The following is a 23,197-nucleotide window of genomic DNA, read 5'->3' on the forward strand; positions in this document are numbered from 1 at the left end:
ATTCCTTTGAGTTTCAGTCTTGCGACCGTACTCCCCAGGCGGAGTGCTTAATGCGTTAGCTGCAGCACTAAAGGGCGGAAACCCTCTAACACTTAGCACTCATCGTTTACGGCGTGGACTACCAGGGTATCTAATCCTGTTTGCTCCCCACGCTTTCGCGCCTCAGCGTCAGTTACAGACCAAAAAGCCGCCTTCGCCACTGGTGTTCCTCCACATCTCTACGCATTTCACCGCTACACGTGGAATTCCGCTTTTCTCTTCTGCACTCAAGTTCCCCAGTTTCCAATGACCCTCCACGGTTGAGCCGTGGGCTTTCACATCAGACTTAAGAAACCGCCTGCGCGCGCTTTACGCCCAATAATTCCGGATAACGCTTGCCACCTACGTATTACCGCGGCTGCTGGCACGTAGTTAGCCGTGGCTTTCTGGTTAGGTACCGTCAAGGTACGAGCAGTTACTCTCGTACTTGTTCTTCCCTAACAACAGAGTTTTACGACCCGAAAGCCTTCATCACTCACGCGGCGTTGCTCCGTCAGACTTTCGTCCATTGCGGAAGATTCCCTACTGCTGCCTCCCGTAGGAGTCTGGGCCGTGTCTCAGTCCCAGTGTGGCCGATCACCCTCTCAGGTCGGCTATGCATCGTTGCCTTGGTGAGCCGTTACCTCACCAACTAGCTAATGCACCGCGGGCCCATCTGTAAGTGGTAGCCGAAACCATCTTTCAATCGTCTCCTATGAAGGAGAAGATCCTATCCGGTATTAGCTTCGGTTTCCCGAAGTTATCCCAGTCTTACAGGCAGGTTGCCCACGTGTTACTCACCCGTCCGCCGCTAACGTCATAGAAGCAAGCTTCTAATCAGTTCGCTCGACTTGCATGTATTAGGCACGCCGCCAGCGTTCATCCTGAGCCAGGATCAAACTCTCCGAAGAAATGTTTGACTTGCTCATTTAAAAATAAAAATTAACGTTGACGTTTGTCGCTTTGTTCAGTTTTCAAAGTTCAACCGTTGCTCTCAAGCAACTTTATTAGTATAACATTCTATCATTTTGATGTCAACATCTTTTTTAAGATGTTTCTCTCAACCGCGCTGTTCATCAGCGACATTTAATAATTTACCATATATAACATACGGAGTCAATCGTTTTTCTAAAAAACTTTATAAACAAAAAAGTTAATGAAGTAAACCTTCAGTAAAGTAACCAATTAACCTCTATTACAATAGCAATCTAGCAGCTATAGAGTTTTCTTATCTTACCATAAAAAAAAAGCCCAGTCATTAAACTGAGCTTTTTTATTTAAACTATTCTGCTAAGAATGCAAAATAGAGTATGAAGATAATACAGAGAGCATACATAATTGGATGAACTTCTTTTCCACGCTTGCTGCATAACATTGTAATAGGATAAAAGATAAAGCCAACCGCAATACCTGTTGCAATACTGTATGTTAATGGCATCATAATTACGGTGAAAAATGCAGGAACTGCTACTTCGAACTCTTTCCAATTAATTTCTCCTAAATTTGACACCATCAGAGCTCCTACCGTAATTAAAGCTGGCGCAGTAACAGCTGGTGTTACAACCGCTAATAATGGAGAAAAGAACAGTGCAACTAAGAAAAACGCCGCCGTTACGATTGCAGTGAATCCTGAACGTCCCCCCGCTGCTACTCCAGCTGTAGACTCTACATAAGCTGTTGTTGATGAGGTACCAAGAACAGCACCAACTACAATCGCACTAGAATCTGCCAATAACGCTCTGCCCGCTCGCGGAAGCTTATTATCTTTCATAAGTCCAGCTTGACTCGCTACAGCAACCATCGTACCTGCTGTATCGAAGAAATCAACAAATAAGAACGTTAAAATGACGACTAGCATCTTTACAGTAAAGATATCACCGATATTTTGAAAAGCTGCCCCAAACGTCGGGTCAAGACTAGGAACTGATGAAACAACTGCTTTAGGTGTATCAATTAAACCAAAAGCCATACCTGCTACAGCCGTTACAATCATACCGATAAATACAGCTGCATTTACTCGAAGCACCATTAATACAATAGTAATAACAATACCAAAAACCGCAAGTAACGTTGTTGGGTTCGTTAAATCACCCAGTCCAACAAATGTGGCATCATCTTTGACGATGATTCCGGCACCTTTCATACCTATAAAACTAATAAATAAACCAATACCTGCTCCAACAGCCATTTTTAATTCAATAGGAATAGAATTAATAATTTTTTCTCGCAGGCTTGTTAATGTTAAAAGAATAAAAATAACACCTGATATCATAACACCCGTTAAAGCCGTCTGCCATGGAATTCCCATTGTCAGAACAACTGTATAAGCAAAAAATGCGTTTAATCCCATACCTGGAGCTAATGAAATTGGATATCTACCAAGCACTCCCATAACAATTGATCCCAAAGCTGCCGCTAAAGCAGTAGCTGTAAATACAGCCCCTTGGTCCATTCTCATACTGTCAGGTAGATCCTTTACATCACTTAGTGATAGCACAGATGGATTAACAAATAAAATGTAAGCCATAGATAGAAAAGTTGTAAGGCCAGCTATAAACTCTTTTCGATAGCTAGTACCCAACTCTTCAAAACGAAAATACTTCTTCACGTTTTTTCCTCCCTTTATAGAAGCCGCATGCACTTAGGCAAACCACAAAAAATGCCTCTACACTATGGCGCGTAAAGGCATAAAATCGACTAAAAGAGAGATGTATGAACAAAAAAACAAAAGATTTTTACACATACATGTATTACTTTCTCGTAGTCAAGCCATTTACGGTAGCTCGGTAGAAACTTTTGGGCCTTATCCCCAAGATTATACGACATTAAAGCTATATCTCGCTGTTTTATGTTACTATCCTACCATTAACTTTTTTAAAAAGTCAACAAAAAACGAACATTCTTATAAAAGAATGTTCGTTTGTTCGGTTTTCTTACATATTATTCCCATTCAATTGTTGCAGGTGGCTTACTTGTAATATCATACACTACGCGGTTAATATGCTTAACTTCGTTTACAATACGCGTTGAGATAACTTCAAGCACATCCCAAGGAATACGCGCCCAGTCAGAAGTCATACCATCAATCGATGTAACAGCACGAATACCGATTGTGTAATCATACGTACGAGCATCTCCCATTACACCTACACTGCGGATGTCAGGAAGAACCGTAAAGTATTGCCAGATATCGCGCTCTAAGTCAGCTTTTGCAATCTCTTCACGTAAAATAGCATCCGACTCACGTACAATTTCTAACTTCTCTTCCGTAATTGCACCAAGTACACGAATACCTAGACCTGGTCCTGGGAAAGGCTGACGCCACACGATATTATCAGGGATACCTAATTCAGAACCTAATGCACGTACTTCATCTTTGAATAGCGTGTTTAACGGTTCGATTAGTTTGAACTGCATATCTTCTGGTAATCCACCTACGTTGTGGTGAGATTTGATCGTTTGAGCTGTAGCTGTCCCACTCTCGATAATATCTGTGTATAGCGTACCTTGAGCTAGGAAATCAAACCCTTTTAATTTAGCAGCTTCGTCATCGAATACATAAATAAATTCATTACCGATGATTTTACGCTTTTGTTCAGGATCTGATACACCGCTTAATTTTTCTAAGAAGCGATCTTTTGCATCGATTTTAATTACGTTCATATTAAAGCCTTCGCTAAATGTTTCCATTACGCTTTCCGCTTCACCTTTACGTAATAAACCGTGATCTACGAACATACATGTTAACTGATCACCAATTGCTTTGTGAATTAATACAGCTACTACTGAAGAGTCTACTCCGCCGCTAAGTGCGCAAAGTACTTTTCTATCTCCAACTGTTTCACGGATTTTATCCATTTCAACTTCAATGAAGTTCTCAATTGACCAGTTCGCTTCAGCATGACATACTTCAAACACGAAGTTCTTTAAGATATGGTTACCGTGCACTGAATGGCGAACTTCTGGATGGAACTGCACTCCGTACATATTCTTTTCTTTGTTACTCATTGCGGCAATTGGACAAGATGGGCTAGTTGCGTCCACTTCAAAACCAGCTGGTGTTTCTACAACTAAATCACCGTGACTCATCCAAACAACTTGTTCTTTTGGCAACTCATGGTACATTAATGAATCGTTTTGTACGTTAATCGCTGCTTTACCATATTCACGATGGCTAGCACCTTCTACCTTCCCGCCAAAATGATGAGTCATTAATTGCATTCCATAACAAATACCTAAAACAGGAATACCTAATTCAAAAATGTTTTCATCGCAGTGAAATGCGTTTTCACCGTACACGCTGTTTGGGCCTCCAGAGAAAATAATTCCCTTTGGATTTAATGCTTTAATCTCTTCTGCTGTAATTGTGTGCGGATGCAATTCACTATATACTCCGAACTCGCGAATGCGACGCGTAATCAGTTGGTTATATTGACTACCAAAATCTAATACAACAATCATGCCTTCCATCTTGTTCACCTCTCCGAATGTGTAAATAATCACTTGTTATTATGCCCTAAAATATAAAAAAAACTAGACTTCTCCCTCAAAAAACAAAGGCAGAAGTCTAGTTGAGCACGACGTTTATCGTCAAATAGACTGTTCTGCCTTCATAGTCAGATCGTTTAAGGTGACCCGGTAGAGACTCTCGAACCATATTATCGAGGATATATGAAGGTATACGAAACATTTATAGTAAGTTCGAGAATATTCTATCAATCCGCGAAACAATGGTCAAGAACTCGTTTTTTTGATTAAATTTTCCCACAATTCAATCGACTCTTTCCATTCTTTTATGGAATCTGCATTTCGAATACAAAACTCGCTCGTATTTTTCCGTTAATTTTAGCATATTTACCGTATTTAATTTTTCGTCTACTTCTCCTGCAAAGTCGCGCAGCGTTTGATTTTCTTGCCGCTTTAGTCCATTTGCAGCGAGTCTTTTAAGTAAAAAAGCATACGCTGATTCAAAGGTTTCCGGTCTCTCTTTCTTTTTATAAAAAGAGATATAAAAAGGTAAAAACCATTTAAATCGATTGAGATATATTACTATTAACATAACTACAATCAGTCCGTAGAAAAGCACTTTCCACTTCATAGACAACTTAGCATTTTGAAAAGAAGCTGTTTTTTCTTTCGCTCTTTCTTCTTGTGCCGGAAGCTCTTTTTCCTTAGGCTGCTCCTTCACCTGCGTTTCTTGTTTCTCTTCTTCCCTTTGACTATTTTCACTAGAGTTGTTAGGTTGGCTATCTACAAAATCATAAGGATTAGAAAAACTTTTTGTTGGTTCAAAAGGTACCCAGCCCGCTCCTGGAAAATAGACTTCTACCCAAGAATGAGCATTATTTTGTGTAATTTCATAGGTTGTCCATTTACTACTTCCTGAAATAACGGTAGCATCACCTTCTGTATAGCCCTTTACCCACCGAGCAGGAATATCTAATGAACGAAGCAGCACGACCATAGAAGTAGAGAAGTTATCACAGTACCCTCTTTTTGTATCAAATAAAAATTGATCCACATAATCTTTATTTTTCGTAGGAATTGGAACATTTTCAGTATCATATACATATGGATTTGATCGGAAGTATTCTTCAACGGCTTTCGCTTTTTCATAGCGATTATTCTTATTTTTTGTTGCCTCACGAGCTAAATCTTTTACTCGTTTCGGCAAGTTAGCAGGAAGTTGTGTATACCTTGCTATAAATTCGTTATTATTCTCTAGACTCTCTGCCTTTTTTTCCTCTGCTTGCTGAAGAAGTTCAATATCAAATACAGGATATTTATACGTCAGCTCATACGATTGAACAGTAACAAGCTTGTCATTTTGATAAGGATATAATTTTTCATTTGTCGGTGTAACATCGGTTTGAATGCCATTTTTTAAGGTTAGCGACAGCAGTTGAGGAACATGCATAAGATGAACTGAAGGCTGCGAATAGGTAACTTCTGCTTTTCTTACTTGTCCTGCTACACTTGAGTCATATTGAGGGAGTAAGTTTTCATTTCCTTTAAAGGGCACTTTTTCTTCCTCTTTAGACAGCTCCCACCCCTTACCTGTATAAACATCCTTCGTTTCAATACGCCAATAGTGCTCATCCTCTACTTTGGCTGTAAACACAACCGTATCATCATTGACAAACGATCCCCCCAATTTAGAATCGTCCATATCATAGCCAATACGTTGACCGCTTGCAGATTCTCCCTGTCCTTGATTTGTTGTATGCGCTGTGATAAAAGGTACGGGATCTGGCCACTGCGGCCCTGGTTTAGGAGCGAGATAAGCCAGCACAATGACGATAGCTAAAAAGCTGCCTAGAAAAAGAAACGATCGTTTTCTATTTTCTAAACGCTCAGTGCTCGCAGCTTTTATACGTTCAGGATTGATGCGAAGCATAGCTACTAATAAAAACCCAATAATCGTCACACGGATAATAGCAGCTCCCGCATCGTAAGTAGAAAAGGTATCCAACACGGTAATATACAAAATGGTTAAGAAGAAAAAGAAGAAAATTCTTTTTTGATAAAAGATCCAATATCGAATTAAATAAGCCATAATCCAAAGGAGCACAAAAAATAAAGTGCTTCTCATTTCAAATGATAAATTCGCTATATCCCACTCCATGATACTTTGTGCATCTGACTGAAGAATCTCCAAAAGTCTCGGAAGCCAGTCTGAAGAAAAGAAGGCTCCTTGGAAATAGAGATTATGAAGCGAAAACAAAATAAACAACATGCTCCCTAACGTCATCACGATAAACGGTAAGCGAAACGTTAAACACAAAAAACAGTAAGCAACAAACAAGATAAAGTACTGAATTTGATTGGTATCCGTCACTTCATTTAAAGGAAGAAGCCATTCCACTAATAAAAAGAATGCTCCCGCGTACAATAAGATGTTTTTTACATACAAAGCTGATTTATTCACTTATTTCCGCCCTCACTTCCTTTAGATGATAGAGGAAGAGTAATATTAACGACTTCAATCGTTAAAGCAGAAGATTGTATTCCATTTACAATAACCGTCTCTTCGTCACTAAGCCCTGCTCCTTCATTTTTAACGACAATGAGTGAAGCCTTAGCATGAGGGCTCAGCTTAGATTGAATCTGCCCAATAAGAGTCCCTGTAACCTGACTGACTATTACCATAAAAGAACGCTGCTTTTGAATGGCAATACTCTTAAATTCTGTTTCGAATGCTCGGTTGTTAACAGGCTGGGCACGCGCTAAGTGATACAACAGGTTATCAGGCTCACTTTGTTCAGAGGTTTTTTGTGAAAAAAGTGCATTTCCAGCTAAAAGAAAATCGACTTTTTTACGCTTGGTTTCTTCATGAATGAGCATGGATGCCAGAAAGCTCATTCGCTCTTCAAAGTATAGAGAGCTCATAACATCTGCAATGATAATCATACTCCGTTCATGATAATGACCGAACTCTTTAGAAATCAACGTAGCTTTACGAGCCGTCGCCTTCCAATCAATAGATCCTAATCGGTCACCCGGCTGATATTCTCTAATGCCTGTCACTAACGTAGTAGATTGATTCCCCATCGAAACTTCATTTTTTCCTTCTTCTATTCCTGCTAAAAGAAACGGGATATCTATCTCATGGATTTGAGGATACACGACAAACCGCTGGTGCAGCGGATAATATGCCTTCTTTTTTACAATTCCTAATAAATCACTCATTTCAATCGAAATCGTAAAAAATTCATATTCTCCTCTTTCTACAAACGATCTTTCATACGGAATAACAGCGTTTCGTTGAAAAAGCGGATAAATTGTTCTTTCTTCTTGATCTAAAAGGTTACTCTCCTCTTTCACTGCTGCCATATAAACAGGAAAAGACGAGGAGCGTGTAATGTGAATGTCATACGAAAGATGATCTCCAGCGAATCGAGGCTGTAGCTTCACATCACGAGTAACATTCCACTTCTTTAACGGATAAAGCAAAACGGCTGCCGCATATAACCCAAAAGGTAAGAAGCTATAAAATAAAAACCAGCTGACAAAGCCCCCTTGAAACATCGCGTAAGAAAACGTAGCAGCAAAGATGCAGAATAAAACGAACCAGTCTCTACATTTATTCCATATCACTTTTATATACTGTTTCATAAAGTACCTCTTACCTTTTAACAGGTACTTTCGTATCAGCCATAATTTGCTTCATCACATCACTCGCTGTTAAGCCGCTGTACTGGGTATCAGGTCTTAGCGTTAATCGATGTTCACACACATACGAAGCAAGCTCTTGAACATCATCAGGAAGACAGTAATCTCTTCCCTTCACTAAAGCATATGCTTGAACGGCCTTCATAAAGGAAACCGTTCCACGAGGACTGATACCTAACGAAACATGTGGATGAGAGCGCGTTTTACGAATGATTTCGATGATATAGTGCTTGATCGCATCATCTACATAAATACTGCTTACAGTTTTTTGAGCCTGTACTAATTCTGGAATGCTCATGACGGGCTTGACATCCTCAAGATTAACTTGAGTCGATACGCCGTTTAAAATTTGAAGCTCCTCTTCCTGCGTAGGATACCCCATGCTTAATTTGAATAAAAATCGATCCAGCTGCGCTTCCGGCAAATGATAGGTCCCATCAAAATCAACAGGATTTTGAGTAGCCATCACAAAAAAAGGCGCTGGAATTTCCCGGGTGATACCATCGGTTGTTACATGATGCTCAGCCATTGCTTCTAAAAGCGCCGATTGTGTTTTAGGAGAAGTCCTGTTAATCTCATCAGCGAGCACAATGTGGCTCATGATAGGGCCTGGACGAAAATGAAATTCCATGTCTTTTGGACTGTAAATAGAAACACCTGTTACATCGGACGGCAGCAAATCAGGCGTGAATTGAATTCGTTTAAACTCGGCATCAATCGATTTGGCCAGTGCCTTCACAAGCATCGTTTTACCCACACCCGGCACATCTTCAAGCAAAATATGCCCCTTTGCAAGCAAAGCAACCAAACTCAACGTAGATACATGACGCTTTCCAATTACAATTTGATCGATGTTTTCTAATACTTGATTTAATTTATTATTAATATGATCCAGCTGAATCAACGAAGCTCCCCCTTAAAACTCAGTTAAGCCTTGAGTTTAGTATGTTTTTCAATAAACATAGTACTATCTTAACAAATTTTTAAAAAATCTGAAAATATTAATGCACACAAAAAAGCGACCAAGTGAGTACTTGGTCGCTTTTTTAGGTAGGGCACTGATTACATCATGCCGCCCATTCCACCCATGCCGCCCATGTCAGGCATTGCAGGTGCTCCGCCTTCTTCTGGCTTGTCAGCAACAACTGCTTCAGTTGTTAAGAACATAGCCGCTACAGAAGAAGCATTTTGAAGAGCTGAACGCGTTACTTTTGTTGGGTCAACGATACCAGTGTCTAGCATATTTACCCACTCGCCAGTCGCAGCGTTAAATCCAGTTCCAACTGCTTCGCCTTTTAGACGCTCAACGATTACTGATCCTTCTAAACCAGCGTTGTGAGCGATTTGACGTACAGGCTCTTCAATCGCACGTAATACGATGTTGATACCTGTAGCAGTGTCACCGTCAGCTTCGATGCTTGCTACTTTATTATAGATATTTACTAATGCAGTACCACCACCAGCTACGATACCTTCTTCAACCGCAGCACGCGTAGAGTTTAATGCATCTTCAATACGTAATTTACGTTCTTTTAACTCAGTTTCAGTTGCCGCACCAACTTTAATTACAGCTACGCCACCAGCAAGTTTTGCTAAGCGCTCTTGTAATTTTTCACGGTCAAACTCTGAAGTTGTTTCTTCAAGCTGAGCTTTGATTTGGTTTACGCGTGCTAGGATATCTTCTGCGTTTCCTGCACCGTTTACAACTGTTGTATTTTCTTTTGTTACAACAATTTTAGAAGCGCGACCTAATTGATCGATGCTTGCTGTTTTTAAGTCAAGACCAAGCTCTTCAGTGATTACTTCTCCGCCTGTTAGGATTGCAACATCTTGTAGCATTGCTTTACGACGATCACCAAAACCAGGAGCTTTAACAGCTACAGCTGTAAATGTACCACGAAGTTTGTTCACAACTAATGTTGCTAAAGCTTCGCCTTCTACGTCTTCAGCGATGATTAATAGCGGCTTGCCTTGTTGAACAACTTGCTCTAATACCGGTAAGATTTCTTGAATGTTACCGATTTTTTTGTCTGTGATTAAGATGTATGGATCATCTAATACAGCTTCCATTTTATCTGAATCAGTTACCATGTAAGGAGATGCATATCCACGGTCAAACTGCATACCTTCTACCACTTCTAATTCAGTTGTGAAACCTTTTGATTCTTCAAGCGTGATAACGCCGTCGTTACCAACGCGCTCCATTGCTTCAGCAATTAATTGACCTACTTCTTCGTCCGCTGCTGAGATAGCCGCTACTTGAGCAATTGAATCTTTACCTTGAATTGGTTTAGAGATTGCTTTTAGTTCTTCAACCGCTACAGCTACTGCTTTTTCCATACCTTTACGGATACCCATTGGGTTAGCACCAGCCGTTACGTTTTTAAGACCTTCTCTGATCATTGCTTGCGCTAAAACTGTTGCAGTAGTTGTACCGTCACCAGCAACGTCGTTTGTTTTGCTAGCAACTTCGGCTACTAATTTAGCACCCATATTTTCAAATGCGTCTTCTAATTCGATTTCTTTTGCAATTGTTACACCGTCATTTGTAATAAGCGGTGAACCGAATTTCTTTTCTAATACAACGTTACGACCTTTTGGTCCAAGCGTTACTTTTACAGCATTTGCTAATGTATCTACACCACGTAGCATTGCGCGACGTGCTTCTTCGCTAAATTTAATGTCTTTTGCCATGTTCTTTGACCTCCTCAAGATGTTCTTAATAATCTATTTTTTACGTATGATAAGTTTGTGGTTAAAATTAGCCGATTACAGCTAAAATATCGCTTTCGCGTAAAATTAAGTATTCAGTACCTTCGTATTTTACTTCAGTACCCGCATATTTTGAGAAGATGATACGATCGCCCGCAGCTACTTCTAAAGCTACACGCTCACCGCTTTCTAATACTCGGCCTGTACCCACAGCAACAATTTTACCCTCTTGTGGTTTTTCTTTTGCACTGTCCGGTAACACGATACCGCTTGCTGTTTTTTCCTCAGATTTTACAAGTTCAATCACTACGCGATCACCTAATGGCTTTAACAAGTGAAACAACCTCCTCAAATAATATGTTTGCATTTTTATTAGCACTCAACCTCAACGAGTGCTAACACAATTATTATATTAAAACAAAGTGGGTTTTTTTTGCAAGTATTAAACAAAAAAAATTTAAAATTTACAACAACTACATATAATAGTCTTAGATTTCGACGATTTTGAGAAATAAAGCATTCTTTTCTCTGTTCAATAATATGTATGTTACAATACGAGCAAGAAGAAATTACTAACTTTACAGTACTTCTTCGACATATATACATAAAAACCTTTTAAAGGAGTATAGAAGATTGGAAAAACGTTATTGGTATGTTATTCTCACCTACATCCTTATGCAGTTTTCAGGAGTTGTTGGTATACCGCTGTTAAAATTAACAGGAATGTTTGATCAATATCCAGTTCGAACAGCGAATATCATGCTTTTGACTTATTGGACCATCATCAGCTTTATCCTTGGTTTACTTATTGTCTTACTGCTGCTGCGCCGTGACATGTCCATGCGTATAGAACATGCTGGAAAAACGATTGCTGTTGTCTGGTCAGTCCTTGGGGTGTTTCTCGCTATGGCTGGTCAAGCTGTAGCAGGTATGATTGAGCACGCTCTTGGCATTACCCAAGTATCTGAAAACACACAAAATATTGTTAATCTTGTTAAAGCAACACCGTTCCTTATTGTCGTTACGTCTGTTATTGGACCAATACTAGAAGAGATTATTTTCCGAAAGATTATTTTCGGCTCGCTTCACAAACGATACAATTTCTTTATCTCTGCATTTATTAGTTCCCTTATTTTCGCCGCGGTACACTGGGATTTTAAACATTTACTTGTGTATACAGCTATGGGATTTGTATTTGCATTCCTTTATGCAAGGACGAGACTAATTGTTGTACCTATTATTGCTCACGTTTTGATGAATACAATCGTTATTTTATCTCAAACTATTTTTGCAGATAAAATTATAGAAATGCAAAAACAAGCAGAACAAATGCAGTTTATTTTTGGAGGCATGTTTTTATGAAGAATATCCCTTTAACACGAGGGTTTATTTATATTATTATGGGGATTTTATTCACCTACCTGGCTATTCAAAATGCTCAGGAAACCGTTTGGAACTTCCCCACAATCTTATTTGCACTCGTAGCCGCATTCGATTTCAGATTTGCGGTTCGCATTTTTATCTTGCACTATAAAATTAAAAAGTTGCAGCAGCAATATAAAAATCAAGATGATTCATCTAAATAAAAAAACCACTGTTTCAGTGGTTTTTTTTACATACTAACATCTTCTCTTTCTTGCTCTGCCCTTGCCTTTAACACTTTGCGATACGAAATGCGGGAAATAATGATGCTGATTTCATACAGTATTAAGAGCGGCACTGTCACCATCATGTGCGAGAGCAATTCCGGTGGTGTAATAAGTGCGGCAATAACTAGCAGTACGAAATAGGCATACTTTCGAATTTGAGATAAAAACATAGGCGTTATAATTCCTAATCGCGTCAAAAACATGACGACGACAGGAAGCTGAAACAACAGGCCAAAAGGCAGTGTGAGCTGCATTAAAAAAGAAAAGTATTCATTGATGCCAATCACTTGGTTTACATTCAGCTCATCGGAAACGCGCGTCATAAAATCAACGACAAATGGAAACAACACAAAATAAGAAAAAGAGACACCGCCGATAAAGAGAAAAATGGAAACAGGAATATATCCAAGCGTTACCTTACGCTCTTTTTCATATAAACCAGGACTAATAAATGCCCAAAGTTGATACAGTGCAACAGGAGCTGCAAGTACACAGCCGATAATAACAGCAAACTGCATATAAATCTTAACTGGGTCTGTTAGCCTAAATGCATTCATCGTTAAATTTTTTGCCTCATCAGCATGCTGTAAATAGACAATAACCTTATCCGCTATAAAAAAGCCGGCAACTGTGGCAATGACAAAGAAAAATAAAACAATTAAAATGCGTTTTCGCAGTTCTCCTATATGATCATATATTGACATTTCTTGTTCGGTCATACTATGATCACCCTTTTACTCTTTGTCATCTACTTGACGCTGTTTATCTTTTTCACGATCATCTGATGCCCCGCTAGCGGCATGCTTAAACTCTCTAAGCGTTTGCCCGACTGATCTTCCTAGCTCCGGTAACCGTTTCGGTCCAAAAATAAGCAGTGCTACAATCGCAATAATAATCCAACTGCCTGCTCCAATCCCCATATTCCCACTCTCCTTATTAATTTAGACTTAAGGAAATCGTAACACAGTCCACCTTATTCAACAGGATAATTTTTCAAAAAATAGACAAGCGACTGTAACTCTACAGCAAGATCAATATGATGCAGTCGAATCTCATCGGGTACGTTTAAGCGTGCAGGAGTGAAGTTTAGAATCCCTTTAATTCCGCAATTCACTAAACGATCGGTAATTTGCTGAGCAACAGTGGCAGGAACGGTTAAAATCGCTACTGAGATGTCATCACTCATATAATCTTCCAATTGGTCAAGGTGATAAACCGGCACGTCGCCCACTTTTGTACCGACTTTATCTTCTATCACATCAAAAGCGCACTCAATTTTGGTGTTATTATTTTTAATAAAATTATAATTTAAAAAGGCCGTTCCTAGATTCCCTACGCCAATCAGTGCTACTTTCGTTACTTCATCTTGGTCTAACGTTTTACGGAAAAATGTAAGTAAATAATTCACATTGTAGCCGTATCCCTTTTTTCCTAATGCTCCAAAGTAAGAAAAGTCCCGACGAATAGTAGCAGAATCCACTTTCACTGCCTCGCTTAACTCCGCTGACGACACACGCTGTTTACCAGAAGCATGCAAGTTTTTCAAAAAACGATAATAAAGCGGCAATCGTTTAGCCGTTGCTTGTGGTATTTTTAATTGTTCAGTGTTCACGTTGTACCCCCTCAGTTCATGTATGTCATTACTAACATTTTCAAGTCATATTGCATTACCTTTCACAAAGCATCAACCGCTTTGAGGTAGCGCTTCCAATTCTCTCTCTTTTCTCTTGTTTTATATATACTCCGCTTCACACCCCGACGGCTTTTGTCTATCCAGCACTACTTAAAGTCGGTAGCTAGAACGAAGTAATTAGCCCTTCAAAGGATTCGTTTGTTAGTCATGACGGGTTTTCTACATCCATCATATATAAGTTCAGAGATGCACTTATCTCTTATTTTAACATAGTATCCTGTATAAAATGTGCAGGTAAAATCATTTTATTTCATGAATCAAAACATTCGCTTCATCATTTGTCCTTGTCCCTCTACAAATTACAAACGCTTGTAGGAAGAACTTGTAGTTGAAAATATGTTAAAATACACTATGGATATACTACTAGAGGTGAAAAAATGATTATTCTACAATTGAACGGTATTACAAAATACTATGGGGCAGAACCCATTTTATCGAATATAAAGTTAGAAGTACAATCAAAAGACCGCATTGCCCTAGTGGGACGAAACGGTGCTGGTAAATCAACTTTATTAAAAATTATTGCTGAGCAGCTTTCTTATGACAGCGGAGAGATTATCAAACCTAAAGGTGTTTCCATTGATTATATGGGACAAGATACAGTTCTTGAGTCAACACTCTCCATATGGGAAGAAATGATGACTGTCTTTGCTCCGTTAAAGAAGATGGAAAAAGAATTACGTACGCTTGAAACGAAGATGGGCGATCCAGATATTTTTAATGATTCAGTTCAATACGAAAAACTAACCAAAGAGTACGATCAGCTTCAAGTAACGTTCAAAGATTTAGGCGGCTATCAATATGAAGCGGATACACGATCTATTCTTCACGGTTTCCGTTTTTCAAACTTTGACTATAGCACCCCTATTTCCTCCTTGAGCGGTGGGCAAAAAACGCGCCTGGCTCTTGCAAAACTGCTTTTAACAAAGCCAGACTTGCTTATTCTCGATGAGCCTACCAACCACTTAGATATTGAAACTTTAGCATGGCTTGAACAGTTTCTGCAAGGGTATGAAGGAGCTATTTTAATTGTTTCACACGATCGTTACTTCCTTGATAAAGTCGTAAATCAAGTGTATGAAGTCACACAAAAAACAACGGTGAAGTACACGGGTAACTACTCTAAATACCTTGTACAAAAAGCAGAGCGCTATGAAAAAGAGTTGCGTCAGTACGAAAAGCAGCAAGATGAAGTCGCAAAACTGAATGATTTTATTCAGCGAAACATCGCCCGCGCATCGACTACAAAACGTGCGCAAAGCAGACGTAAACAGCTCGATCGAATGGAGTTAATAAACCGACCTAATGAAGGTGAAAAATCAGCTAGTTTTTCGTTTGAAATTGAGCGTCAAAGCGGAAATGAAGTCTTAAATCTCGAAAACGTGTCTATCGGATATGATGAAAACAAATATGTCGTGCAAGAGGCAAACCTTCGAATTAAAAAAGGTGAAAGCCTTGCGTTGGTTGGCCCTAATGGAGTTGGGAAATCAACTTTATTAAAAGGTATTGTGGATAAGCTAAGCTTCAAGACTGGAACCATTTCTTTTGGCTCAAACGTAATGGTTGGTTATTACGACCAAGAGCAAGCCAATTTAACGTCTAATAAAACCGTTTTAAATGAGCTTTGGGATGACTACCCATCCAAACCTGAAAAAGAAATTCGTACAGCGCTTGGAAATTTTCTCTTTTCAGGTGATGATGTACTGAAAATCGTTTGCACGCTTAGCGGTGGTGAAAAAGCACGTTTGGCTCTTGCGAAGCTCATGCTTCAAAAGGCTAACTTCTTAATTTTAGATGAACCTACTAACCATCTTGATTTAGATAGTAAACAAGTACTGGAGAATGCGTTAATTGATTACCCGGGGACTCTATTATTTGTTTCACATGACCGTTATTTTATTAATCGTATTGCAAACAAAATAGCCGAGCTATCTCCTGAAGGGGTAGAAGAGTTTCTTGGAGATTATGACTATTATGTAGAAAAGAAAGCAGAAATAGAAGAAATCAAAGAATTAGAAAATGTAAAAGCAAACGAAGAACGTACGGTAAAAGTAGATAAACAGTCTTATAAACAAGATAAAGAACAAAAGAAATTGATGAGGCAGCGAACACGCCGCATTGAAGAAATTGAAACTGAAGTAAACAAATTAGAAGCCGCACAAGCGGCGAATGAAGAACTTCTTTGTGACCCTGAAATTTATCAAAATCACGAGGAAGTATCAAGATTAAACGGTGAAAATGAAAAAATTTCTTCACAGTTATCCACATTAATGGAAGAGTGGGAAGAATTGCAGCTGCTTCTAGAAGAATAGCCTATATTTTTTTGTATCTATTCATCCTATTTACTTGTTCATGCGCTTTAGGACAAGCTTTATCCACTCTGTGAATAAATAGTGGATATCTGTCTGATTTTCATAATTAAAACTTGTTGATAACAGGTCCGTGTACTGAGTGCACGGACTTTTCCACATAATTATCCACAGTCAATTCTAAATTTATTGAATATTGTTGATAAATCATTTTTATCCACAAAAAAAGACGAATGAGAAATAAATCTCATTCGTCACTTACTCTTCCAAGTCCAAACCGGGGTTTGCATTTAATGACATATCTGAACGTTTTCCTTGAGCAAATCGTACGCTTGCTGCTGCTCCAATCATTGCGGCATTATCCGTGCATAGAGATAGCGGCGGGATAATCAGCTCAATGTTTGATAATGGTGCGAACGCCTCTTCTAGCGCTGCTCTAAGTCCTTTATTAGCAGCAACTCCTCCTGCTAATAAAACTTGCTTAACGTTATATTCCTTTGCAGCTTTAACGGTTTTAGTTACTAACACATCAATGACACTCACTTGAAAGCTCGCAGCAAGCGTTTGTGGAAGAATTTCTTCACCTTTTTGCTTCGCGTTGTGGACAGTGTTAATAACTGCTGATTTTAATCCACTGAAACTAAAATCATAGGATCCTTCTTCTAGCCAAGCACGCGGCAAATCAATTAATGGCTCTCCTTCATGTGCAAGGCGGTCAATATGAGGTCCGCCTGGATATGGAAGGTTTAACGTGCGGGCTACTTTATCGTAGGCTTCTCCTGCTGCATCATCTCTCGTTTCACCAATCACTTTAAACTGACCGTGACTTTCCATGTATACAAGCTCCGTATGCCCTCCAGATACAACTAGCGATAAAAGGGGAAATTCTAATTTTTTGATTAGCTGATTCGCATAAATATGTCCTGCAATATGATGAACACCAATTAATGGCTTTTGATGTGCAAATGCTAGCGCTTTGGCTGCATTTACGCCAATAAGAAGTGCTCCCACAAGCCCTGGTCCTTCCGTTACAGCTATTGCATCAATATCTGCAAACGTCAAGTTCGCTTGATTTAAAGTTTCTTCAACTACTACCGTAATTTGTTCTACATGATGACGAGATGCAATTTCCGGTACGACACCGCCAAATCGTTTATGGCTTTCTATTTGAGAGGCCACCACATTGGCTACAATTTCATGACCGTTTCGAATCACGGCTGCTGCTGTCTCATCACAGCTTGTTTCTAATGCTAAAATTAATTGATTTTCACTCATAAATTCACCCACATAACTAATGCATCCTCATTGTTATCAGAATAATAATTCTTACGAATACCTCCAGGTTTAAAACCTAGCTTTTGATACAATGATTGTGCAATATGATTAGATACCCTAACTTCTAATGTCATTGACGTAGCACCTAGTTTTCGAAGAACGTCCATCACGTTGCGCAGCAGCAATTCACCGAGTCCCTTGCCTCGGTAGTCTGGCAATAGCGCAATGTTGGTTACATGTGCTTCGTCAATAACAATCCACGTTCCGCAATACCCAATAATATTTTCTCCTTCCTCCATCACAATGTAAGTTGAAAATTGATTATTGGTTAACTCATTTTGAAACGCTTCTGAACTCCAAGGTGTCGTAAAAGACTTCTCTTCGATTTTCACTACTTGATCAATATCTTTAACTTCCATTAAACGAAACTTAATTGTTAGTTTCATGTTTATACCTTCTTTTATCCTTTTTGCTGTGAAGCAAGCCAGTTGGCTTCGGCTTCAGCTAAACGAATGTAGTTCGGAACAAAAGTATGCACAGACTGCGGCTCTTTCTTCATTCCTAAGAAAGCCAATTCACTTGGTCTTGGATTAAACTGCTGAACATGGGCAAATACAGCTTGTTCACCCAACACTTCTTTTAACGCCTCTTCATGCATGGGAAGATCATTGCCTATGAATAAAATAGGTTTGTTGTATGACTTTAAATGTTCCGCCCAGTCTTTATTAATAACAAGTCGATCACTTTCAACTTCTAGAAGACCTCGTTCGTTATTCCATTCATATAGTCCTGTATAAAGCTGTTGACGGCGCGCATCAAATAACGGAGCAATATACCCATCAAAATAGCGACCGTTTGCTGCTAGTGCCTCAAGGCTAGATACACCTATTAAAGGAATATTTAAAGTCCAAGCAAGTGTCTTGGCAATGGTAACGCCAATGCGTACACCTGTATAAGATCCTGGACCGTGTGCCACTACAATACGGTCTAGCTCGCTTGGCGCAATATCACAATCCTTTAACAAAGATTCCACAGCGTTCATCACACGAACGGAGTGATTCTTTTTTAGATTCGTAATAATTTCTCCAATTACTTTGTTTTCTTCAACGACAGCAACACCCATGACAAAATTGGATGTATCAATGGCTAACATTTTCATCTTTTAAAAAGCTCCTTACATATTTCAACGTACCGACTGCCTATCGCTTTCACAAGGATTTTACGAGTCGTTTCGTTTTCATGGTAAATATTGATTTGAATATATTCATTAGGAAGCTGCTCTTCAATCAGATGAGCCCACTCCACGACCGTCACGCCATCTCCTTCAAAATACTCATCGAACCCTAGGTCTTCAAATTCATCCCCTAGACGGTACACATCCATATGATAAAGAGGAAGGCGACCGCTTTTGTATTCTTTAATGATCGTAAATGTCGGGCTATTCACATTGCGTTCAATTCCTAATCCTTTAGCTAAACTTTTTGTGAATGTTGTCTTTCCAGCTCCCAAATCGCCTTCAAGCAGCAGCAAGTCACCAGCTTCTAATAAAGTTGCTAGACGAGCAGCCAGCTGATTAGTTTCATCAGGAGACGTAGACATAAACGTAAATTCGTTAATCTCTGTCATTCATTCAGAACCTCATTTCAATCTGTATATATATATTGTAAACGTTGTGGACTATACATATCCAGTAAGAAATCCAACAATCTTTAACATCGCAATTCTATAAAGAAATTTCTTTGTATATAAAAAATTCCTTAGGATTGCTCCTAAGGACGGTAAAGTTTTATATAAAAATGGTTCAAACAATAAAAAAGACGAAACACATTGTTTCGTTTCTAAAACATGGCGGTCCCGACGGGAATCGAACCCGCGATCTCCTGCGTGACAGGCAGGCATGTTAACCGCTACACCACGGGACCATGTTGGTTGCGGGGACAGGATTTGAACCTGCGACCTTCGGGTTATGAGCCCGACGAGCTACCGAACTGCTCCACCCCGCGATGATAAAAAAGCAAAATAAAAATGCCTAGCGATGTCCTACTCTCACAGGGACAAAGTCCCAACTACCATCGGCGCTAAAGAGCTTAACTTCCGTGTTCGGTATGGGAACGGGTGTGACCTCTTTGCCATTATCACTAGACATTTATATGAGATTGTTCTCTCAAAACTAGGTAACAGTTTGCTGAGTAAAGCTTACGCTTTTAAAGTTTTGGTTAAGTCCTCGATCGATTAGTATCAGTCAGCTACACATGTCGCCACGCTTCCACCTCTGACCTATCAACCTGATCATCTTTCAGGGATCTTACTAGCTTGCGCTATGGGAAATCTCATCTTGAGGGGGGCTTCATGCTTAGATGCTTTCAGCACTTATCCCGTCCACACATAGCTACCCAGCGATGCCTTTGGCAAGACAACTGGTACACCAGCGGTGTGTCCATCCCGGTCCTCTCGTACTAAGGACAGCTCCTCTCAAATTTCCTACGCCCACGACGGATAGGGACCGAACTGTCTCACGACGTTCTGAACCCAGCTCGCGTACCGCTTTAATGGGCGAACAGCCCAACCCTTGGGACCGACTACAGCCCCAGGATGCGATGAGCCGACATCGAGGTGCCAAACCTCCCCGTCGATGTGGACTCTTGGGGGAGATAAGCCTGTTATCCCCGGGGTAGCTTTTATCCGTTGAGCGATGGCCCTTCCATGCGGAACCACCGGATCACTAAGCCCGACTTTCGTCCCTGCTCGACTTGTAGGTCTCGCAGTCAAGCTCCCTTGTGCCTTTACACTCTACGAATGATTTCCAACCATTCTGAGGGAACCTTTGGGCGCCTCCGTTACATTTTAGGAGGCGACCGCCCCAGTCAAACTGCCCACCTGACACTGTCTCCCGGCCCGATCAGGGCCGCGGGTTAGAATTTCAATACAGCCAGGGTAGTATCCCACCGACGCCTCCACCGAAGCTAGCGCTCCGGCTTCTCAGGCTCCTACCTATCCTGTACAAGCTGTACCAAAATTCAATATCAGGCTACAGTAAAGCTCCACGGGGTCTTTCCGTCCTGTCGCGGGTAACCTGCATCTTCACAGGTACTATAATTTCACCGAGTCTCTCGTTGAGACAGTGCCCAGATCGTTACGCCTTTCGTGCGGGTCGGAACTTACCCGACAAGGAATTTCGCTACCTTAGGACCGTTATAGTTACGGCCGCCGTTTACTGGGGCTTCGATTCAGAGCTTCTCCCAAAGGATAACCCCTCCTCTTAACCTTCCAGCACCGGGCAGGCGTCAGCCCCTATACTTCGCCTTGCGGCTTCGCAGAGACCTGTGTTTTTGCTAAACAGTCGCCTGGGCCTATTCACTGCGGCTCTCTCGGGCTATACACCCTACCAGAGCACCCCTTCTCCCGAAGTTACGGGGTCATTTTGCCGAGTTCCTTAACGAGAGTTCTCTCGATCACCTTAGGATTCTCTCCTCGCCTACCTGTGTCGGTTTGCGGTACGGGCACCTCCCGCCTCGCTAGAGGCTTTTCTTGGCAGTGTGGAATCAGGAACTTCGGTACTATAATTCCCTCGTCATCACAGCTCAGCCTTTATGATGAGCGGATTTGCCTACTCATCAGCCTAACTGCTTGAACGCGCATATCCAGCAGCGCGCTTACCCTATCCTACTGCGTCCCCCCATTACTCAAACGGCGGGGAGGTGGTACAGGAATATCAACCTGTTGGCCATCGCCTACGCTTTTCAGCCTCGGCTTAGGTCCCGACTAACCCTGAGCGGACGAGCCTTCCTCAGGAAACCTTAGGCATTCGGTGGACAAGATTCTCACTTGTCTTTCGCTACTCATACCGGCATTCTCACTTCTAAGCGCTCCACCAGTCCTTACGGTCTGACTTCACTGCACTTAGAACGCTCTCCTACCACTGACATCAAAGATGTCAATCCACAGCTTCGGTGATACGTTTAGCCCCGGTACATTTTCGGCGCAGAGTCACTCGACCAGTGAGCTATTACGCACTCTTTAAATGGTGGCTGCTTCTAAGCCAACATCCTGGTTGTCTAAGCAACTCCACATCCTTTTCCACTTAACGTATACTTGGGGACCTTAGCTGGTGGTCTGGGCTGTTTCCCTTTTGACTACGGATCTTATCACTCGCAGTCTGACTCCCATGGATAAGTCTTTGGCATTCGGAGTTTGACTGAATTCGGTAACCCGTTGGGGGCCCCTAGTCCAATCAGTGCTCTACCTCCAAGACTCTCACAACATGAGGCTAGCCCTAAAGCTATTTCGGAGAGAACCAGCTATCTCCAGGTTCGATTGGAATTTCTCCGCTACCCACACCTCATCCCCGCACTTTTCAACGTGCGTGGGTTCGGGCCTCCATTCAGTGTTACCTGAACTTCACCCTGGACATGGGTAGATCACCTGGTTTCGGGTCTACAACCACATACTAAACGCCCTATTCAGACTCGCTTTCGCTACGGCTCCGCCTTATCAGCTTAACCTTGCATGGGATCGTAACTCGCCGGTTCATTCTACAAAAGGCACGCCATCACCCGTTAACGGGCTCTGACTACTTGTAGGCACACGGTTTCAGGATCTCTTTCACTCCCCTTCCGGGGTGCTTTTCACCTTTCCCTCACGGTACTGGTTCACTATCGGTCACTAGGTAGTATTTAGCCTTGGGAGATGGTCCTCCCAGCTTCCGACGGAATTTCACGTGTTCCGCCGTACTCAGGATCCACTCAAGAGGGAACGAAGTTTCAACTACAGGGTTGTTACCTTCTTCGACGGACCTTTCCAGGTCGCTTCATTTACTTCGTTCCTTTGTAACTCCGTATAGAGTGTCCTACAACCCCAAGAGGCAAGCCTCTTGGTTTGGGCTAATTCCGTTTCGCTCGCCGCTACTCAGGAAATCGCATTTGCTTTCTCTTCCTCCGGGTACTTAGATGTTTCAGTTCCCCGGGTCTGCCTTCAATATCCTATGTATTCAGATAAAGATACTGTTCCATTACGAACAGTGGGTTTCCCCATTCGGAAATCTCCGGATCAAAGCTCACTTACAGCTCCCCGAAGCATATCGGTGTTAGTCCCGTCCTTCATCGGCTCCTAGTGCCAAGGCATTCACCGTGCGCCCTTTCTAACTTAACCATTAGCGAATAAATGGTACAACATATTGTTGTGTTATTTATTGGTTTGATTAAAGAAAAGTTTCACTTTTCCTCAGCAATTACTGTTATCTAGTTTTCAAAGAACAATCGCAACCAAAATTCTTCTTATCTAATAAGAAGAAAGTAGTGTGCTTTCTATAATTGAGAGATTGAACTCTCAAAACTGAACAAAGTGTCAAAACGCACGTCTTATAAAAATCC

Annotated in this window: 17 protein-coding genes, 2 tRNA genes, 3 rRNA genes and 2 riboswitches; of the genes, 3 read left to right on the top strand and 19 right to left on the bottom strand. The window is 40.9% G+C overall.

Going from position 1 to position 23,197, the window contains the following annotated elements:
- From ACO1DI_RS23300 to groES, 8 genes are all read right to left on the bottom strand, one after another.
- Positions 1-929: ribosomal RNA gene (locus ACO1DI_RS23300) — 16S ribosomal RNA — on the bottom strand; the annotation flags it as partial.
- A 371-nt stretch (positions 930-1,300) separates the two neighbouring features.
- Positions 1,301-2,626, bottom strand: a complete 1,326-nt coding sequence (locus ACO1DI_RS23305) for an NCS2 family permease (protein WP_013055032.1) — start codon at positions 2,624-2,626, stop codon at positions 1,301-1,303.
- Positions 2,627-2,759: 133 nt separating this feature from the next.
- Positions 2,760-2,861, bottom strand: a riboswitch (purine riboswitch).
- A 97-nt stretch (positions 2,862-2,958) separates the two neighbouring features.
- A complete protein-coding gene (gene guaA, locus ACO1DI_RS23310) occupies positions 2,959-4,488 on the bottom strand; it encodes a glutamine-hydrolyzing GMP synthase (protein ID WP_028412703.1) in 1,530 nt (509 codons plus the stop codon).
- Positions 4,489-4,611: 123 nt separating this feature from the next.
- Positions 4,612-4,713, bottom strand: a riboswitch (purine riboswitch).
- 76 nt (positions 4,714-4,789) lie between these two features.
- A complete protein-coding gene (locus tag ACO1DI_RS23315) occupies positions 4,790-6,946 on the bottom strand; it encodes a transglutaminase TgpA family protein (protein WP_423145645.1) in 2,157 nt (718 codons plus the stop codon).
- The gene (locus ACO1DI_RS23320; protein ID WP_423145646.1) at positions 6,943-8,133 is read right to left on the bottom strand and encodes a DUF58 domain-containing protein; all 1,191 of its coding nucleotides are present in this window, start codon (positions 8,131-8,133) and stop codon (positions 6,943-6,945) included. Before ACO1DI_RS23320 ends, ACO1DI_RS23315 begins: the two co-directional genes overlap by 4 nt.
- 10 nt (positions 8,134-8,143) lie before the next feature.
- A complete protein-coding gene (locus ACO1DI_RS23325; RefSeq protein WP_423145647.1) occupies positions 8,144-9,094 on the bottom strand; it encodes an AAA family ATPase in 951 nt (316 codons plus the stop codon).
- 158 nt (positions 9,095-9,252) lie between these two features.
- Positions 9,253-10,884 (bottom strand): chaperonin GroEL, encoded by a 1,632-nt coding sequence (gene groL / locus ACO1DI_RS23330; RefSeq protein WP_013081432.1) that lies wholly within the window; start codon positions 10,882-10,884, stop codon positions 9,253-9,255.
- A gap of 67 nt (positions 10,885-10,951) precedes the next feature.
- Positions 10,952-11,236: a co-chaperone GroES gene (groES, locus tag ACO1DI_RS23335; protein ID WP_013055026.1), complete on the bottom strand. Its 285-nt coding sequence runs from the start codon at positions 11,234-11,236 to the stop codon at positions 10,952-10,954.
- A gap of 299 nt (positions 11,237-11,535) precedes the next feature.
- Between groES and ACO1DI_RS23340 the strand changes: the two genes are divergently transcribed.
- Both ACO1DI_RS23340 and ACO1DI_RS23345 read left to right on the top strand, forming a co-directional pair.
- A complete protein-coding gene (locus ACO1DI_RS23340) occupies positions 11,536-12,264 on the top strand; it encodes a CPBP family intramembrane glutamic endopeptidase (RefSeq protein ID WP_014461957.1) in 729 nt (242 codons plus the stop codon).
- Complete coding sequence (locus ACO1DI_RS23345; protein WP_013055024.1) at positions 12,261-12,488, top strand: YdiK family protein; 228 nt, start codon at positions 12,261-12,263, stop codon at positions 12,486-12,488. Before ACO1DI_RS23340 ends, ACO1DI_RS23345 begins: the two co-directional genes overlap by 4 nt.
- A 26-nt stretch (positions 12,489-12,514) precedes the next feature.
- Here ACO1DI_RS23345 and tatC read toward each other — a convergent pair whose 3' ends face one another.
- From tatC to ACO1DI_RS23360, 3 genes are read right to left on the bottom strand one after another with little or no spacing between them, the layout of a single operon-like run.
- On the bottom strand, positions 12,515-13,270 hold the full coding sequence (tatC, locus tag ACO1DI_RS23350; RefSeq protein WP_014461958.1) for a twin-arginine translocase subunit TatC: 756 nt from the start codon (positions 13,268-13,270) through the stop codon (positions 12,515-12,517).
- Between the two features lie 15 nt (positions 13,271-13,285).
- Positions 13,286-13,471, bottom strand: coding sequence for a twin-arginine translocase TatA/TatE family subunit (gene tatA / locus ACO1DI_RS23355; protein ID WP_014461959.1), 186 nt, complete (start codon positions 13,469-13,471; stop codon positions 13,286-13,288).
- Between the two features lie 53 nt (positions 13,472-13,524).
- Positions 13,525-14,163 carry a redox-sensing transcriptional repressor Rex gene (locus ACO1DI_RS23360; RefSeq protein ID WP_013055021.1) on the bottom strand — a complete coding sequence of 213 codons (639 nt, stop codon included), beginning with the start codon at positions 14,161-14,163 and terminating at the stop codon, positions 13,525-13,527.
- Positions 14,164-14,621: 458 nt separating this feature from the next.
- Between ACO1DI_RS23360 and ACO1DI_RS23365 the strand changes: the two genes are divergently transcribed.
- Positions 14,622-16,556: an ABC-F family ATP-binding cassette domain-containing protein gene (locus tag ACO1DI_RS23365; protein WP_014461960.1), complete on the top strand. Its 1,935-nt coding sequence runs from the start codon at positions 14,622-14,624 to the stop codon at positions 16,554-16,556.
- Between the two features lie 255 nt (positions 16,557-16,811).
- Here ACO1DI_RS23365 and tsaD read toward each other — a convergent pair whose 3' ends face one another.
- The 8 genes from tsaD to ACO1DI_RS23405 all read right to left on the bottom strand — a co-directional run bounded on the left by tsaD (position 16,812) and on the right by ACO1DI_RS23405 (position 22,976).
- Positions 16,812-17,828 carry a tRNA (adenosine(37)-N6)-threonylcarbamoyltransferase complex transferase subunit TsaD gene (tsaD, locus tag ACO1DI_RS23370; protein WP_423145648.1) on the bottom strand — a complete coding sequence of 339 codons (1,017 nt, stop codon included), beginning with the start codon at positions 17,826-17,828 and terminating at the stop codon, positions 16,812-16,814.
- On the bottom strand, positions 17,825-18,274 hold the full coding sequence (gene rimI, locus ACO1DI_RS23375) for a ribosomal protein S18-alanine N-acetyltransferase (RefSeq protein WP_013055018.1): 450 nt from the start codon (positions 18,272-18,274) through the stop codon (positions 17,825-17,827). The genes tsaD and rimI overlap by 4 nt, the downstream gene beginning before the upstream one ends.
- A 14-nt stretch (positions 18,275-18,288) precedes the next feature.
- Entirely contained in the window at positions 18,289-18,987 is a 699-nt protein-coding gene (gene tsaB, locus ACO1DI_RS23380; protein ID WP_014461962.1) for a tRNA (adenosine(37)-N6)-threonylcarbamoyltransferase complex dimerization subunit type 1 TsaB, read from the bottom strand.
- Positions 18,984-19,454 (bottom strand): tRNA (adenosine(37)-N6)-threonylcarbamoyltransferase complex ATPase subunit type 1 TsaE, encoded by a 471-nt coding sequence (tsaE, locus tag ACO1DI_RS23385; RefSeq protein WP_014461963.1) that lies wholly within the window; start codon positions 19,452-19,454, stop codon positions 18,984-18,986. Before tsaE ends, tsaB begins: the two co-directional genes overlap by 4 nt.
- Before the next feature lie 220 nt (positions 19,455-19,674).
- Positions 19,675-19,750, bottom strand: a tRNA-Asp gene (locus ACO1DI_RS23390).
- Positions 19,751-19,754: 4 nt separating this feature from the next.
- Positions 19,755-19,831 (bottom strand) — tRNA-Met (locus ACO1DI_RS23395).
- A 24-nt stretch (positions 19,832-19,855) separates the two neighbouring features.
- A 5S ribosomal RNA gene (rrf, locus tag ACO1DI_RS23400) occupies positions 19,856-19,971 on the bottom strand.
- 69 nt (positions 19,972-20,040) lie between these two features.
- Positions 20,041-22,976, bottom strand: a 23S ribosomal RNA gene (locus ACO1DI_RS23405).
- Positions 22,977-23,197 lie beyond the last annotated feature (221 nt).

This window comes from Priestia sp. 40 (assembly GCF_049368575.1).
GTDB classification, from domain to species: Bacteria; Bacillota; Bacilli; order Bacillales; family Bacillaceae_H; genus Priestia; species Priestia zanthoxyli.